The organism is Eubacterium barkeri (assembly GCF_900107125.1).
In the GTDB taxonomy this organism is placed as follows: domain Bacteria; phylum Bacillota; class Clostridia; order Eubacteriales; family Eubacteriaceae; genus Eubacterium_O; species Eubacterium_O barkeri.
Genome location: NZ_FNOU01000011.1, coordinates 57,030 through 71,469, shown reverse-complemented (window position 1 = coordinate 71,469; position 14,440 = coordinate 57,030). Strand labels below are relative to the sequence as shown.

General features: G+C 55.4%; 13 protein-coding genes. 8 read left to right on the top strand and 5 right to left on the bottom strand.

Annotation, left to right across the window (positions count from 1 at the left end):
- The first annotated feature begins 3 nt into the window (after positions 1–3).
- The gene (locus BLU30_RS07955; protein WP_090245295.1) at positions 4–750 is read left to right on the top strand and encodes a 2Fe-2S iron-sulfur cluster-binding protein; all 747 of its coding nucleotides are present in this window, start codon (positions 4–6) and stop codon (positions 748–750) included.
- On the opposite strand, the gene BLU30_RS07950 is transcribed toward BLU30_RS07955, so the two are convergent.
- The 3 genes from BLU30_RS07950 to fdhF are packed head-to-tail and all read right to left on the bottom strand — an operon-like array spanning position 747 to position 4,818.
- Positions 747–1,514, bottom strand: coding sequence for a formate dehydrogenase accessory sulfurtransferase FdhD (locus BLU30_RS07950; RefSeq protein WP_090245294.1), 768 nt, complete (start codon positions 1,512–1,514; stop codon positions 747–749). The genes BLU30_RS07955 and BLU30_RS07950 overlap by 4 nt on opposite strands.
- Complete coding sequence (gene mobA, locus BLU30_RS07945) at positions 1,498–2,112, bottom strand: molybdenum cofactor guanylyltransferase (RefSeq protein WP_090245292.1); 615 nt, start codon at positions 2,110–2,112, stop codon at positions 1,498–1,500. Before mobA ends, BLU30_RS07950 begins: the two co-directional genes overlap by 17 nt.
- A gap of 18 nt (positions 2,113–2,130) precedes the next feature.
- Complete coding sequence (fdhF, locus tag BLU30_RS07940) at positions 2,131–4,818, bottom strand: formate dehydrogenase subunit alpha (RefSeq protein WP_090245291.1); 2,688 nt, start codon at positions 4,816–4,818, stop codon at positions 2,131–2,133.
- A 192-nt stretch (positions 4,819–5,010) separates the two neighbouring features.
- Between fdhF and BLU30_RS07935 the strand changes: the two genes are divergently transcribed.
- The 6 genes from BLU30_RS07935 to BLU30_RS07910 all read left to right on the top strand — a co-directional run bounded on the left by BLU30_RS07935 (position 5,011) and on the right by BLU30_RS07910 (position 10,926).
- A complete protein-coding gene (locus tag BLU30_RS07935; protein ID WP_090245289.1) occupies positions 5,011–5,457 on the top strand; it encodes a hypothetical protein in 447 nt (148 codons plus the stop codon).
- 64 nt (positions 5,458–5,521) lie between these two features.
- On the top strand, positions 5,522–6,370 hold the full coding sequence (locus BLU30_RS07930; protein WP_090245288.1) for an ABC transporter substrate-binding protein: 849 nt from the start codon (positions 5,522–5,524) through the stop codon (positions 6,368–6,370).
- Positions 6,371–6,415: 45 nt separating this feature from the next.
- Positions 6,416–7,084 carry an ABC transporter permease gene (locus BLU30_RS07925; protein ID WP_090245286.1) on the top strand — a complete coding sequence of 223 codons (669 nt, stop codon included), beginning with the start codon at positions 6,416–6,418 and terminating at the stop codon, positions 7,082–7,084.
- Entirely contained in the window at positions 7,071–7,748 is a 678-nt protein-coding gene (locus BLU30_RS07920; protein ID WP_090245285.1) for an ATP-binding cassette domain-containing protein, read from the top strand. Before BLU30_RS07925 ends, BLU30_RS07920 begins: the two co-directional genes overlap by 14 nt.
- Before the next feature lie 26 nt (positions 7,749–7,774).
- Positions 7,775–9,004 carry a molybdopterin molybdotransferase MoeA gene (locus BLU30_RS07915; protein ID WP_090245283.1) on the top strand — a complete coding sequence of 410 codons (1,230 nt, stop codon included), beginning with the start codon at positions 7,775–7,777 and terminating at the stop codon, positions 9,002–9,004.
- A 5-nt stretch (positions 9,005–9,009) separates the two neighbouring features.
- A complete protein-coding gene (locus tag BLU30_RS07910; protein WP_090245322.1) occupies positions 9,010–10,926 on the top strand; it encodes a molybdopterin biosynthesis protein in 1,917 nt (638 codons plus the stop codon).
- A 57-nt stretch (positions 10,927–10,983) separates the two neighbouring features.
- Here the strand turns inward: BLU30_RS07910 and BLU30_RS07905 are convergent, their stop codons facing one another.
- Entirely contained in the window at positions 10,984–11,700 is a 717-nt protein-coding gene (locus BLU30_RS07905; RefSeq protein ID WP_090245282.1) for a HesA/MoeB/ThiF family protein, read from the bottom strand.
- Between the two features lie 161 nt (positions 11,701–11,861).
- Here BLU30_RS07905 and BLU30_RS07900 point away from each other — a divergent pair, with 161 nt between their 5' ends.
- Complete coding sequence (locus BLU30_RS07900; protein ID WP_176770867.1) at positions 11,862–13,538, top strand: IS1096 element passenger TnpR family protein; 1,677 nt, start codon at positions 11,862–11,864, stop codon at positions 13,536–13,538.
- 27 nt (positions 13,539–13,565) lie between these two features.
- On the opposite strand, the gene BLU30_RS07895 is transcribed toward BLU30_RS07900, so the two are convergent.
- The gene (locus tag BLU30_RS07895) at positions 13,566–14,402 is read right to left on the bottom strand and encodes an ADP-ribosylglycohydrolase family protein (protein WP_090245278.1); all 837 of its coding nucleotides are present in this window, start codon (positions 14,400–14,402) and stop codon (positions 13,566–13,568) included.
- Between the last annotated feature and the right edge of the window lie 38 nt (positions 14,403–14,440).

Here is a 14,440-nt window from a genome sequence, read left to right as displayed (position 1 = left end):
GAGATGATTGAAATTAAAATTGACGATAAGGTGTATACCTGTGAAAAGGGCGAGTATCTCCTGGATATTGCCAAGCGGAACCACATCGATATTCCGACCCTATGCCATCATCCGGGAATGGATGGACTGGCCAGCTGCCGGCTGTGTATTGTGGAGGTGGTGGAAGGTGGATGGAGCAAAATTGTGGTGTCCTGCGTCTACCCTGTGGATAAATCCATTGAGGTCTACACCAATAGCGAGCGGGTACAGCGGGATCGGGCGGCGGTGCTGATGCTCCTGGCCCTTCGGGCACCGGAAAGCCCGGAGATTAAAGCCCTGTGCGAAAAATACGGCGCCCTGGACGGCAGCCGTTTTGCCGCCATTGAAAATGAAAAATGTGTGATGTGCGGCCTGTGCGCCCAAGCCTGCAGTGCCATTGGCACCGGGGCCATTGCCACTGTCGGAAGGGGGACGGAGAAAAAAATAGCCACCCCCTACGATGAGCCCAGTGATGCCTGCATCGGCTGCTTATCCTGTGCCAAGGTCTGCCCCACCGGGGCCATCCGCTTTGCCGAAAACCCCACAGACCGGGAAATATGGGGACGGCGCTTCCCCCTGGTGTTCTGCCAAAAATGTGGCGCCCCCCTGGGCACCTATTCAGAGCTGCAATACGCCGCTAAAAAAGCAGGACAACCCGGGGAGACCCTCTGTACCCACTGCCGCCAGGCCGCCATGAGTGATGCCCTGGCCCATGCCTATGGGGAAGTCTAGGCGTAAAAATTCAGCCGGTCTCCCCGGACGAAGCCCATCAGGGTGACCCCGTGTTCCCGGGCCAGCTGGACGCTGCCCTGGGTGGGGGCGGAGATGGATAATACCCAGGGAATGCCCCGGGCGATAATCCAGCCCATGACCTCCGAGGGGATACGGCCGGTGGTGAGGAGCATTGTCCCCGGGGTGGACAGCCCATGGCGGAGGATGCCCCCGAAGAGCTTATTGTAGGTATTGTAGCGGCTGACATCGTCGTAGAATAAAAGGGGCTGCCCGTCTTTGTACAGGCCGATGCTGTGAACGCCCCCGGTTTGAACAAAGACCTCGGATTTTCGGCTAAAGGCCTCCATCATTTGAAATAAAGCATCCGCATCCATGTGGGCACGATCCATGGCAGCCTCGAAGGAGGTCGTCAGGGGGCAGTGCCCTCTTTTTTTATGGGGTGAGGCAATGCTCTCCTCGGAGAGACTAAAAAAATTTCCCTGATGGGATCCCGTGGTGGTGGCGGTGACGGCGATGGTGGCACCGGGTGAATCCGGAAATGGGGTGATGGTGAGATCGGTGACGGCAGACATCCCTGGAATCAATCCTTTCAGGGAGAGAAAACCCAAGGCCAGTTCCTCAAGGTCCCGGGGAAGGGTCATCAGGGTGATAATCCCCTGGCCGTTGAGGGTCAGGGCTACAGGATATTCCCGCACCATGGGGTCCTCCATCCGCAGAATACCCCTGGGAGTAATTTTTTCGATTTCTTCACGATAAATAGTCATGGGGTCCTCCTAAATGGGTGGCCAGGTCCCTGGGAGTATTCAAATTACAGAACATCTCCCAGTTTGGGCTAAAGCGTCTTGCGGTGGCTTCGGGGATATAGGTCATGGATTCCCCTTCCAGATATTTAAAGATGCTTTTTCGCCGGTTGTTAAGGAAAGCCTCCATGGTGGGGAGAAGGGAGGGGCTGTAAAAGGCATTGAAGGGCTCAATCCACTCCTGGTAACGGGTGACGCAGCCACTAGTGGGGTCTTCCTTCAGTCGGGACATCATATAGCGGATATACCGGGGATTGTAGTGGGGCATATCGCAGGCCGTTACATAGAGATAGCGGGATTCGGTATGGCACAGCCCGGTGTAAATCCCGGTGAGGGAGGCGGCGGTGGCCAGGGCATCGGGATAAAAGGCCCGGATGCCCGCTACCGGAGCCACCGCCTCCCGGGGGCAGCCCAGAGCAATGATATCCTCAAAGAGGGGGGATAGCTGGTGGACGATGGATTGAAGCAGTCCTTCCTCCCCCAGAATCAGATTTTTTTTATCCAGCCCCATCCGGGTGCTTTTGCCTCCCACCAGAATAGCAGCGGTTTTAAAATCGGTCACGCTGATGCTCCGGGACCACTAATCCACCTGCCGGAGGTTGACCTTACAGACCTTAAAGGGCGGGATCTTGGCGATGGGGTCCACCCTTCCCCCGGTGAGGCAGTTGGCCCCGGTATCGCCATAATGGAAGGGCATGAACAGGGTGTTTTCCTGAATGCCCTGGTTAAAGGCGGCCTTGGCCTGGACGGTGCCCCGGGGGGAGGTCACCTGGAGGAGCTGGCCTTCCATAAAGCCGTAGTTCTGGGCGGTTTGGGGATTGATTTCCACAAAGGCTTCTCCAACGAGCTGCTGGATGCCCGGGGTGCGCATGGTCATGGTCCGGGTGTGGTAGTGCTGGAGAATCCGTCCGGTCATGAGGATCATGGGATAAGCATCATCAGGCTGATCTTCCGGGGGCAGATACTGGGCGATATTGAACTTGCCCTTGCCCCGGGTAAATTTCCCCTGATGTAGGAAGGGGGTTCCGGGTGAATCGGCATGGGCACAGGGCCATTGGATGCGGTCTCCCCGATCCAGACGGGCATGGGATACCCCGGCATAGCTGGGGGTAACGGCCGCAATTTCGTCCATAATCTCAGCGGTACTGTTAAAGTCAAAGCCTGGGGCTCCCATGGCCTGGGCCAGATCGCAGAGGATGCGCCAGTCCTCCCGGGCTTCCCCTGGGGCGGTGACGGCCTTTCGCAGGAGCTGAATCCGGCGTTCGGTATTGGTGAAGGTACCGTCCTTTTCGGCGTAAACTGTGGCGGGCAGAACCACGTCGGCGTAGTCCGCTGTCTCGGTCAGGAAAATATCCTGGAGGACGATGAACTCGGCCTTTTCAAAGGCGGCTTTGACGTGGCCCGTATTGGGGTCGGAGACCAGGGGATTTTCCCCCATGATGTAGAGGAATTTCACAATGCCTTCTTCTACATCGTCTACAATCTCGGTGACGGTGCGTCCAGTATTGGTGGGCAGGGTAACTCCCCAGGCTTTTTCAAATTTGGCGACGACTTCGGGGTTGGCCGTCTTTTGGTAGCCGGTGTAATCCCCGGGCAAGGCACCCATATCGCAGGCCCCCTGGACGTTGTTCTGACCCCGGAGGGGATTGACCCCACAGCCGGGACGTCCGATTTTTCCGGTGATCATGGCGAGGTTGGCGGTGCTCATTACCCCGTCGGTGCCGGTGGCATGCTGGGTGACACCCATGGAGTAGAAGATTCCCCCGGTAGCCTTGGTGGCGTACAGTCTGGCGGCACGTCGCATGTCTTCGGGGTCTACGCCGCAGATGGCGGCGCATTCCTCTACGGTGAGGGTCTTTAAGTAGGCCTCCAAGGCTTCAAAATCCTCGGTGCGGGCATCGATGAAGGCCCGGTCCTCCAGATGCTCGTCTAAAATGGCTTTCATCAGGCCGTTAAAGAGGGCCACGTTGGTGCCTGGCCGGATTTGCAGGAAGACATCGGCGTAGTCGGCCAGCTCGATGTGCCGGGGCTCGGCGACGATGAGGGCTGCTCCGGCCTGGACCCGCTGCTTGATCTTGGCCCCAATGACCGGATGGGTTTCGGTGGTGTTGGAGCCAGAGACTAAAATGACGTCCATGAGGGGGATTTCATCGATGCTGTTGGTCATGGCACCGCTGCCAAAGGATCGGGCCAGACCCGCTACGGTGGAAGCATGACAAAGTCTGGCGCAGTGGTCCACATTATTGGTTTGGCCCACGGTGCGGATGAATTTCTGGAAGAGGTAGTTTTCCTCATTGGTACACCGGGCCGATGAGAAGCCAGCTACGGCCTGGGGTCCCTGGGCCACGGCGGCGGAGAGCTTTTCGGTGATCAGGGCAGTGGCTTCCGCCCAGGTCGCCGGCTCCAATTGGCCATTTCGGCGGATCAGGGGGGTCTTCAGACGGTCTGGACTCCCCACGAAATCGTAGGCGAATCGCCCTTTGACGCAGAGGAGGTTATCATTGACATGGCCGGGCACGCTCATAACATCGGTGATTTTATTATCGTACACCTTAAGCTTCAGGGTACAGCCCACGCCACAATAAGGGCAGATGGTTTCCACGGTTTTGGTGGAGGGCAGGGGAACGTATTTCTTAGGGGCCAGGGCTCCTGTGGGGCATTCGGCGATGCAGTTCCCACAGCTGACGCAATGGCTACGTTTATCCCCCCGAAGCATCTTGAAGACCGGGCCGATGGCGGTTTCGTAGCCCCGCTCGCTCCGGGAGAGGACATGGTTGCACTGGAGGTGTTCGCAGACCTTGATACAGCGATTGCATAGGATGCATTTATTGGGGTCATAGGTGTAGAAGGGATTGGAATCGTCAATGGGGGCATTTTTTTCGAAGGTCTGGCCAAAGGATTTTTCCTCGTCATATTCGATGCAATTGCCATTGTATTCCACAAATTTACAGGTGTCAAAGCGATAGCAGGTCAGGCAGTCAAATTTGTGCTCTGAAAACAGCATTTTCAGGACGAAGCGTCGGGCCCGGCGAACGGCGGCGTTATTGGTATAGACCACCATCCCTTCGGAAACCGGGGTGGAGCAGGCGGTTTCAAGGCGTCTGGCACCCACCACTTCCACCAGGCACATCCGGCAGCTTCCCTCCGGGGAAAAATCTTTAAAGTAGCACAAGGTTGGAATTTCAATATTAGCGATTTGGGCGGCCCGGAGTATGGTCATTCCAGGGGATGCACACACTGATTGGCCATCAATGGTCAGGTTAATCATCTTATTATCTCCTCGTTATCGATAGTATCCTTTTATGTTTATTCGGGCGGATGTCATAGTTCTATATTAGCCGATTTCACTGGAAAAGACCAGAAGCATTTTTAGAAAGCACCGGGGCGAAAGAAAAAGGGTACGAATTAGATTGAAATCGTGTATAATAAGATATAGAATAGAATAAGGGAGAAACCGCATTTGAAAAGATATCAAATTGAAAAAATACAGTGCCAGTGGGAAAAGGGCAGTCCCATAAAGGCCCTATCCCAGGGGTTTTTAGTTGAGGGCAAAGGTCTGGAGGGAGATTTCCACAGCGTGGGTGGGGATAAACAGCTGACCCTTATGGGCAGTGCCGGAGAGGCTTGGATGGAAAAGCAGGACCCACCTGGGCTGTGCTTTCCCCGGGTCAAGGCAAACTTAATCCTTAAAGGGAGCTTGTCCAACCTGGAGCAAGGGGATGTTCTGACCCTTGGGGAGGCCCAGGTGGTCATTACCCAAAGGGGGAAGGGATGTCCTTTTAAAAATTGCCCGGTGGGAATGGAGCGCTGTGCCCTCCAGCAGGAAATGTGTTATACCCGGGTGATCCGGGGTGGAGCCATCAAATCAATGGCAAAAGAGTCAGCAGGCCCTGGAAAGGAGTGTTGATTAAGGGGGCAGATGTCCGAGGTCAAGGGATTTTAAAGTATGAATCAAAAAAGAGAGGTGTGTTATGAAAAAAGTATGGATAGGGATTTTTTTGATTTTAAGTATGGTTTTGATGCTCTCGGGCTGCGGAACCCAGAAGAAAGCAGTGGAAGATAAGGGCGATTTGCTCATGGCGACCACCACCAGCACCGATGATACGGGCCTATTGGATTATCTGGCGCCAATCTTTAAGGAGGATACGGGCTATACCCTGAAATGGGATGCTGTGGGAACGGGCGAAGCCATTAAAATGGGTGAAAATGGTGATGTGGCGGTTTTACTGGTCCACGCCAAGGCCAGCGAGGATGAATTTGTGAAAGCGGGCTATGGTGTAGAGCGTTTTCCGGTGATGTACAATGATTTTGTGGTGGTTGGTCCATCGTCACCCATCGCCAAGACCGAGGATATTAACACGGTGTTTACGGCGGTTTTAAATCAGCAGCTCCCCTTTGTTTCCCGGGGGGATGATTCCGGAACGGATAAGAAGGAGAAGAAGATTTGGAGGACCTTGTCCCTGGATCCCACCCAGAATCCGAACTACGTGGAATCCGGCCAGGGCATGGGGGCAACCCTGACCATGGCCAATGAGCAGAAGGCCTATACCTTAACGGACCGGGGAACCTGGCTTAAGATGTCCAAGGATGCGGATGTCCCCATGGATATTGATATTGTTTGTGAAGGGGACAAAAACCTCTTAAATCAATACGGCGTCATCGCCGTCAGCCCGGACAAATACCCGAATACCAACATCGATGGGGCCAACGCCTTTATCAAATGGATATGCTCTGAAAAAGTCCAAAAGCTCATTGGTGAATACGGGGTGTCGGATTACGGACAGGCTCTGTTCACGCCCAACGCTGGGACGGATAATTAAGGGGTAAAGGGATGCGCCGGCATCCCTCTTTTATAGGAGGATATCATGGAATTCTTATGGGATGGGGCCACTTTGAGCGCCATCCGGGTGACTTTTACCCTTGCCATTTGTGCCACGGGCATCTCTGCCCTGTTGGGTATTTGGCTGGGGCTAAAGCTGGAGCGCCATCATTTTAAAGGCAAGAGCCTGGTCATCCGGATCAACCGCACCCTCATGGGGGTTCCGCCAGTGGTGGTGGGTCTTCTGACCTATATGCTGCTCATGCGCAATGGGCCCCTGGGCTTTCTGTCCCTCCTCTTCACGCTGCCTGGGATGATTATCGCCCAAACCATCATCATCACTCCCATCATCTGTGGGACGGTTTACGCCAGTGCCGAAAGGCAGGCACCAGCCATTCGTTTCTTTGGGCAGTGCATTGGGGCATCCCCCCGGCAAACCCAGAGCCTGGTGCGAAAGGAGCTGAAACGGGAAATTTATTTCGCCATCATCACTGGTTTTGGGCGGTCTATCAGTGAGGTGGGGGCGGTGATGCTGGTCGGGGGGAATATGAAATACCACACCCGAACCATGACCACCGCCATCTCCCTGCTGAAAAGCCAGGGGATTTTTACCGAGGGCATTACCCTGGGGGTCGTGCTGCTCCTCATGGCCTTTCTCCTCCAATGGGGGGCTGATTTTTTGCAAAGGGATAAACGGGAAATTGATAATTACTAATTTAGAAAAACGCATCGGGGATTTGACCATCAGCATCCCGGCGCTGCGTCTGGCGCCGGGTAAAATTCACGGGTTGCTGGGGGGCAACGGCTGTGGTAAATCGACCCTGGCCAAACTGCTCATGGGCGCCATGGACCTAGATGCCGGACAGATCGATTGGGAGGGCCTGGGGCCCAGGGAGATCACCTTAATGGCCCAGCGCCCCTACCTTCTCAAACGCACGGTTTTGGAGAACCTGACCTATCCCCTCACCATCCGTCATTTAAAACCGGAGGGAGGGGAGCTGGAAGGGTGGCTTCGGCAAGCCGGCCTTTGGGAGAAGCGGGATCAATACGCCCCGGGGCTATCCAGCGGGGAGCGGCAAAAGCTCTCCTTTATCCGGGCCCTGGTGTTTAAACCCCGGTTCGTCATCATCGATGAAACCCTCTCAAACCTGGATCCCGAGAGCCTTGTACAATTTGAGAATTTTATCCACGCCTGGCAGGAGAAAGAGCCCATCACCTGGCTGATCATCAGCCATCAGCTGGCCCAGATTAACAATCTGTGCAATCAGGTACATTTTATGGAAAAGGGAAGAATTATCGAATCCGGGGAAACGGACCAGGTTATTTTTAATCCCCAGACCCAAGCGGTCAGCCGGTATATGCAATGCCAGCGGGTATGACCCATAGAGAAAGGAAGTGAAAAACCATGCAGCTACTAACTGTTGACGATTTGGGCCAAGCCCGGGAAAAAATAAAGGAACGCTTCGGGAGCCATCTGCTGCGCTGTGAGAAAATTCCGGCGGCAGACAGCCTGGGGCGTGTTTTAGGAGAAGGGGTTGATGCCCGGAATAACGTCCCCCACTTCCGACGGTCCACGGTGGATGGTTATGCCGTTAGGGCAAAGGATATCCAAGGGGCCAGTGAAAGCATTCCCGCTCTTTTGACCTGTATAGAGGAGGTGGTCATGGGGGCCGAAGCGCAGTGTACCCTGACCCTGGGGACCTGTGCCTATGTTCCCACCGGGGGCATGCTCCCAGAGGGGGCCGATGCCATGGTGATGGTGGAGTACAGCGAGGTCTTCTCCGGGGATGAAATCGCCATTTACACCAGCGTCGCTGCAGGAGATGGGGTGGTCCAGATCGGAGAGGATTTTGGGGAAGGCGAAAGGGGCCTTCACCGGGGAACCCGGATTCGTGCCCAGGAAATCGGAGTTATGGCGGCCCTGGGCATCCAGGAGGTATCCGTGTATACCACCCTTAAGGTCGCCATTATTTCCACCGGGGATGAGCTGATTCCGGGAAACGCTCCCCTGGAACCAGGGAAAATCCGGGATGTCAATACCAGCGCCCTGGCGGCCCTGGCCCAGGAGATGGGAATGGCGGTGGTTTCCCAGGTACTGGTGCCCGATGTGTGGGAGTCCATCGAGGCGGCCATTGCCGCGGCCATGGCTCAGGCTGATCTCGTGCTGATTTCCGGGGGCAGCTCCAAGGGGAAAAAGGACATGACCGAAGCCATCATCGATACCGTGGCCAGTGAAGGGGTGTTCACCCACGGTTTGGCCCTCAAGCCAGGCAAACCCACTATATTGGGGTGGGATGCCCCCACTGCCACCCTTTTCCTCGGACTGCCGGGGCATCCTGTGGCAGCCATGATGGTTTTTCGGCTTCTCATGGAGTGGCTGGAGGGGGAAATGTACGGACAACAGCCCGTAGTCCCTATTACCGCTAAAATAGCCACCAACGTGGCCGGGGCACCGGGGCGAACCACCAGTGTGCTGGTAGCCCTTCGTCAGGAGGATGGGGGCTGTCTGGCCATTCCCATCCTGGGGAAATCCGGGCTGATCAGCATCCTCAGCCGGGCCTATGGCTATGTACTGCTGGATAAAAATCTGGAAGGAGTTCAGGCCGGTGACACCGTCACCGTATGGCCGGTGTGACCATCATGGGAAAACGAAACCTATACCTTAAAACCGTCTCCGTGGAAGAAGCCCAGGAAAGCTTTATGGAAAAGCTGGGGTCCAGTCTCAAGGTGGAGTATGAAGAGATTGAGGTGGTAAACAGCCTCCATCGCATTACCAGGGAGGCCAGCATCGCAAAGTACTGCTCGCCCCTCTTCAATGCCTCGGCCATGGACGGCATCGCCGTGGTGTCCGCCCATACCCTGGGGGCATCGGAAAAGACGCCGGTGGCCCTTGAAGCGGGTCGGGATTACGTGGTGGTGGATACCGGCGATCCCATCCATCCCCCCTACGATGCGGTGATTATGGCCGAGGATATTGTGGAGACGGAATCCGGGGAGCACACCATCCTCCAGGCGGCGGCCCCCTGGGATAACATCCGCCCCATTGGGGAGGACATTGTCACCGGAGAGATGATTCTGCCCAGTAACCATAACATCCGCCCCATGGATATTGGGGCTTTGCTCTCCGCCGGAATTCTCACCATCCCGGTGGTTAAAAAGCCCAGGGTGGCCATCTATCCCACGGGCACCGAAATCATTGAACCCACTGAGACCCCTGGAGAAGGAGATATCATCGAGTCCAATTCCAGGGTTATCGAAAACCGGGTAACTGAGGGCGGCGGGATCCCCCACCGATTCCCTGCCATTCCCGATGATTATGAAAAAATCCGGGAGACCCTGGTCCACGCCATTTCCACCCACGAGATGGTGATTATCAATGCGGGCTCCAGTGCTGGTCGGGAGGATTATACCGTCCAGGTCCTCAGGGAACTGGGGGAGGTGGTGGTCCACGGCGTGGCCATGAAGCCGGGGAAGCCGGTGATTTTGGCCGTCGTTGAGGGAAAACCTGTCATTGGCCTGCCGGGGTATCCTGTGGCCGCCTATATGGCCTACGAAAGCTTTGTGGTGCCGGTGCTGAATAAGCTGACCGGCCAGGTGGACACCCAGGCCAGACGGGCCAAGGCAGTGGTCAGCAAGCGTCTGGTATCCAGCCTGAAGCACCGGGAATACGTTCGGGTCAAACTGGGGGTGGTAAATGACAAGCTGGTGGCCTCACCTCTGGCCCGGGGAGCTGGGGCGGCCATGTCCATGGTCAAGGCTGATGGGTGTTTAATCATCCCCCAAAACAGTGAGGGCATTGGTGCCGGAGAGTCCGTGGAGGTGGTGCTTTACAAGGCGCTTACGGAGATCGCAAAGACCCTGGTGGTCATCGGCAGCCACGATCTCATCCTGGATCTTATGGCCGATATGCTCCCCGCTATTTATCAGGATGAATACCTATCCAGCACCCATGTGGGCAGCATGGGGGGGCTCATGGCCCTGAAACGGGGTGAGGCCCATATGGCTCCCATTCACCTGCTGGATGAGTCTGATGGCACCTACAATGTAAAGGCGGTTAAAAGCCTGTTTAAAAACCCCATGGCCCTTATCCGGGGGGTGGGCCGGGTTCAGGGCCTGATGGTTAAGCCGGGGAACCCCCTGGGGATTCAGGGATTTGAGGACCTTGGGGCCCACCGCTTTGTGAATCGTCAGAGGGGAGCGGGGACCCGCCTGCTCCTGGACTATAATCTTAAGAAAAGGGGCATTTCCCCGGATTCTATTTCAGGCTACAGCCAGGAATTAACCACCCATATGGCCGTGGCGGCGGCTGTGGGCAGTGACGGAGCCGACGTGGGCATGGGGGTTCAGTCTGCGGCGGTGGCCATGGGTCTGGATTTCATCCCTGTGGGGGAAGAATCCTATGATTTTGCCCTGCCCCAGGAAAATCTGGAGATGCCAGAGGTCAAGCATTTCATTGCGATTTTAAAAAGTAATGCCTTAAAGGAAAAATTAACGGCCCTCGGAGGTTACGCCCTTGAACATTCCGGAGAAGTCCTCCTCATCGATGGTAAAGAATAAAAAATGCGCCCCGGTTCCCTGGAAAATCAGGGACCGGGGCCTATCTTTTATTTTACGTTAAGGCTGGGGAGAACACCAGGGGCAGCTTGGATTTTGGGTGATGGGGAGGGTGTCAAAGTCCCCGTGGAGGCCATCGTATTGCAGCAGGGTACCGGGATAGGCGGTGCCCATGCCCAGAAGAAGCTTGAGACACTCCGTTGCCTGAAGGCTGCCGATGATCCCGGCCACCGCCCCCAATGCCGGGGTTTTTTGAGAGGCAGGGATCTGGGAGCCCAGGCATCCGAAGCAGGCGCCCTCGGGCATGCTACAGAACAGCCAGCCCCAAAAGCCCATAACGCCCCCCTCCACCACGGGAATTCCCTGCTTTCGGCCGTAACGTGCCACCAGGTGACGGGTGGGAATATTATCCACACAATCCACAATAACATCCGGGGACCCAATGAGAGCCGCCTGGTTATCCTCCCCCAGGAAGGCCTGGTGGCAGGTCACCTGGACATTGGGGTTGAAGGACTGAATCCGGGCCTTGGCCAATTCACTTTTAGGGGATCCCAGGGCATCGGCAGGGTATAAAAATTGGCGGTTGAGGTTGCTCTCCGACAGGGTATCCCCATCGATGAGGGTCAGCTTCCCCACCCCGGCGCCAGCCAGATAGGTTAAGACCGGACTACCCAGTCCGCCGGCTCCAATGACCGTTACCCTGGACGCCTGCAGTCGGCCCTGGCCCGCCTCACCAATTTGGGATATCATCATTTGACGTTGATAATGGGCCTTCATTTGGGCCACCCCCTAAGATTTTGAGTCCATTATATATAGAATCCCCGAAAAAAACAATACGCATTCAAAATCAACCCTTTAAAAAGATAAAAAGAGGATGATTCCATTTTTAAATGGGCTATGATAGAATTAAAAAAAAGGGTGGTAAAGGAGAGTCTACCATGGGAGCATATCAGCTTAAAATTAAAATCGAAGGAAGTAAGCCAGTGGTATGGCGGCGGTTGATGATTGACGAGGCAGCAACCTTCCAGACCCTGGCCCAGGTCATTAATATAGCCTTTGGGTGGAAGGGGTACCATCTCCATGGCTTTGAATTTCCAGAAAGGGATATCCACATCGATATGGCGGATGAGGAGGGCCTTATGGCAGATTTGGGGCTTGAAAGCTTAGACGAAGCAGAAGAAGCCCTCCATCAATGGCTAAAGCCAGGGGAAACCCTTCTTTATATCTATGATTTTGGAGATGATTGGATCCATGAGGTGGCCATTGAGGCCTACCACCCCCATCAAATTCAGGATAACCCCAAGGTTACGGCCTATCGGGGGAATAACTTTATTGAAGATTGCGGGGGGGTCTGCGGCTACTACGGGCTGGTGGGCCGTCTGAAGGACAAAAAGGACCCTGAGCGTAAAGAACTTTTAGCCTGGGCCCGGGACTTAGGATACGGTGAAGTCTACAACCTGGAGGCGGTTAACGCGGAATTATTGGAGGGTGGGCAATGGGATGAAGACATCCTGTACGATGATGAATTATGGGGGGGTGACGATGATTTTCTCAATGCCCTGCCCAACCCCTTCCTTGAGGGGGAAATGCCGGTTCGGATCCTTGGGGATACCCCGGAATCCGTTCTTTGGCAATTTACCGTGCCGGAGCTGAAGGAATACGCCCAGGAGCTCAGCATTGCGAAACCCTACAAGCTGCGTAAGGCCGAGCTGATTGATGCCATCGCTGCAAAAATATGTGATCCCCAGCAAATCACCTGGGATTTTAGTGTGGCTTATCGGGAGGAAATCGATAATCTGCTGCAAGGGATGAAAACCGGTAACCTGCCTTTAAAATCGGACTTTCCGGCACTGCTGGTCTTCAACGGCTACGCCTATGAAGAGGAAGATGGCATCGCCATCCCCCGGCAAGTGGCAACGGCTTTGAAGAAGACCCTCAAAAGCGCGTCCTTTGAGAAACAGCGTGCAGAGGAATCCCGATATCGGGAATATCTGGAAACCTGTCTGAATCTCTACGGTATCTGTGATTATGAGCAGCCCGCTAAGGTCATGGCGACCTGCACCGGAGAATCCGTAGCATATTGGAGCTTTGAGCACCTCGTATCCCGCTGCTCCTTCCTCCGGGAAGCCCTTTGTCTTAAGGATGGGTATTGGATGCCCTGGTTCTTTGCGGAACGGGATATGGCCAATTCTCTGCTTCAGGAGCAGGGAGACAAGCCCTACTACATGCCGACGGTCCAGGAGGTGGAAACCCGTTTTTCCGGGGATATCCTCCAGGAGACGCCCCAGGCCTGGGCATTGGTCCAGGAGCTGATCCATCGCCATCATCTTCATCAGGACAAGGCCCGGGAGATGTGTACCCGCCTCCAATTTTGGACGAAGATCGGGCTGTCCCTGAGGGATACCTTCTCCGCCTTCACCCAGGAGCTGGAAGACTCCCTGGATGATGCCGCCATGGAACGTTTGGCCCCCCTTCTGATGGCCTTCCATAACAGCACACGGATGTACTCTAACCGCGGATTTACACCCGATGAGCTAAGTGGTCCGGTGGTTAGTGAGCGCCAACAAATGGGAAAGCCGGGTAAAATTTTGACCTTCCCCGGGAAACAGAAGTAGGGTAGTGGGGCGACCAGAACCTGGGGCTTAGGAGGTCACCGGTTTGGCTTCCCGGGCTTCCACCTCCGCCGCCACCGCAAAGGCATAGAACTGATACAAGGCGTCTTCGAGATCGGCATCCAGACGGGCCATACCCTGATCTGCGAGGGCATCGGGGATGGGGTAGCAGGCTTCGGCAATGGATCCGGCAATGGCCGCCAGGGTGTCACTGTCTCCCCCCAGGGAAACTGCCAGACGGATGACGGATTCAAAATCCTCACCCTCTAAGAATGCTGTTATGGCCTGGGGAACTGTTTCCTGACAGGATTCCACATGATGGTAGGTGGGCCGGATGTCGTCGCAGGTGCGGCTTAAATCGTAGCCGTAGGTATCGGTGATGTACCGGCGGATTTCATCCTTGAGTGTGCCTTTGCGGGCCAAAAAGATGGCGGCAGCAGTAGCCTGGGCTCCCTTAATGCCCTCGGGATGGTCGTGGGTCACCCCGGCAGAGATGGCAGCGTAGTGCTCCACCTCATCCAGGGTGTTGTACAGCCAGGATACAGAGCTGACCCGCATGGCTGCGCCGTTACCAAAGCTGCCGTAGGGCTTCGGGTCCGGGGCGTACAGCCAGTCTCCAAAGTGGGCGCCGTACCCGCCGTCGGGATAGCGCTTTCCCCAGTCCTGCATGGCAGTAATAATCTCCTGGGCGGTTTTCTCCGGGTTTTGGTAGCCCCGGGTCAGTCCCTGGGCCACCGCCAGGGTCATAATGGTATCGTCTGTAAAATGAGATGCCTCTGAAAACAATGGGAATTCCGTGGTTTTGATATTGTTGTGATCGAATTCGTAGGGACTGCCGATGATGTCCCCTAAAATAGCACCGAGCATAGTTGTTCCTCCTGAAATTTTATGGGATTTATTTTATC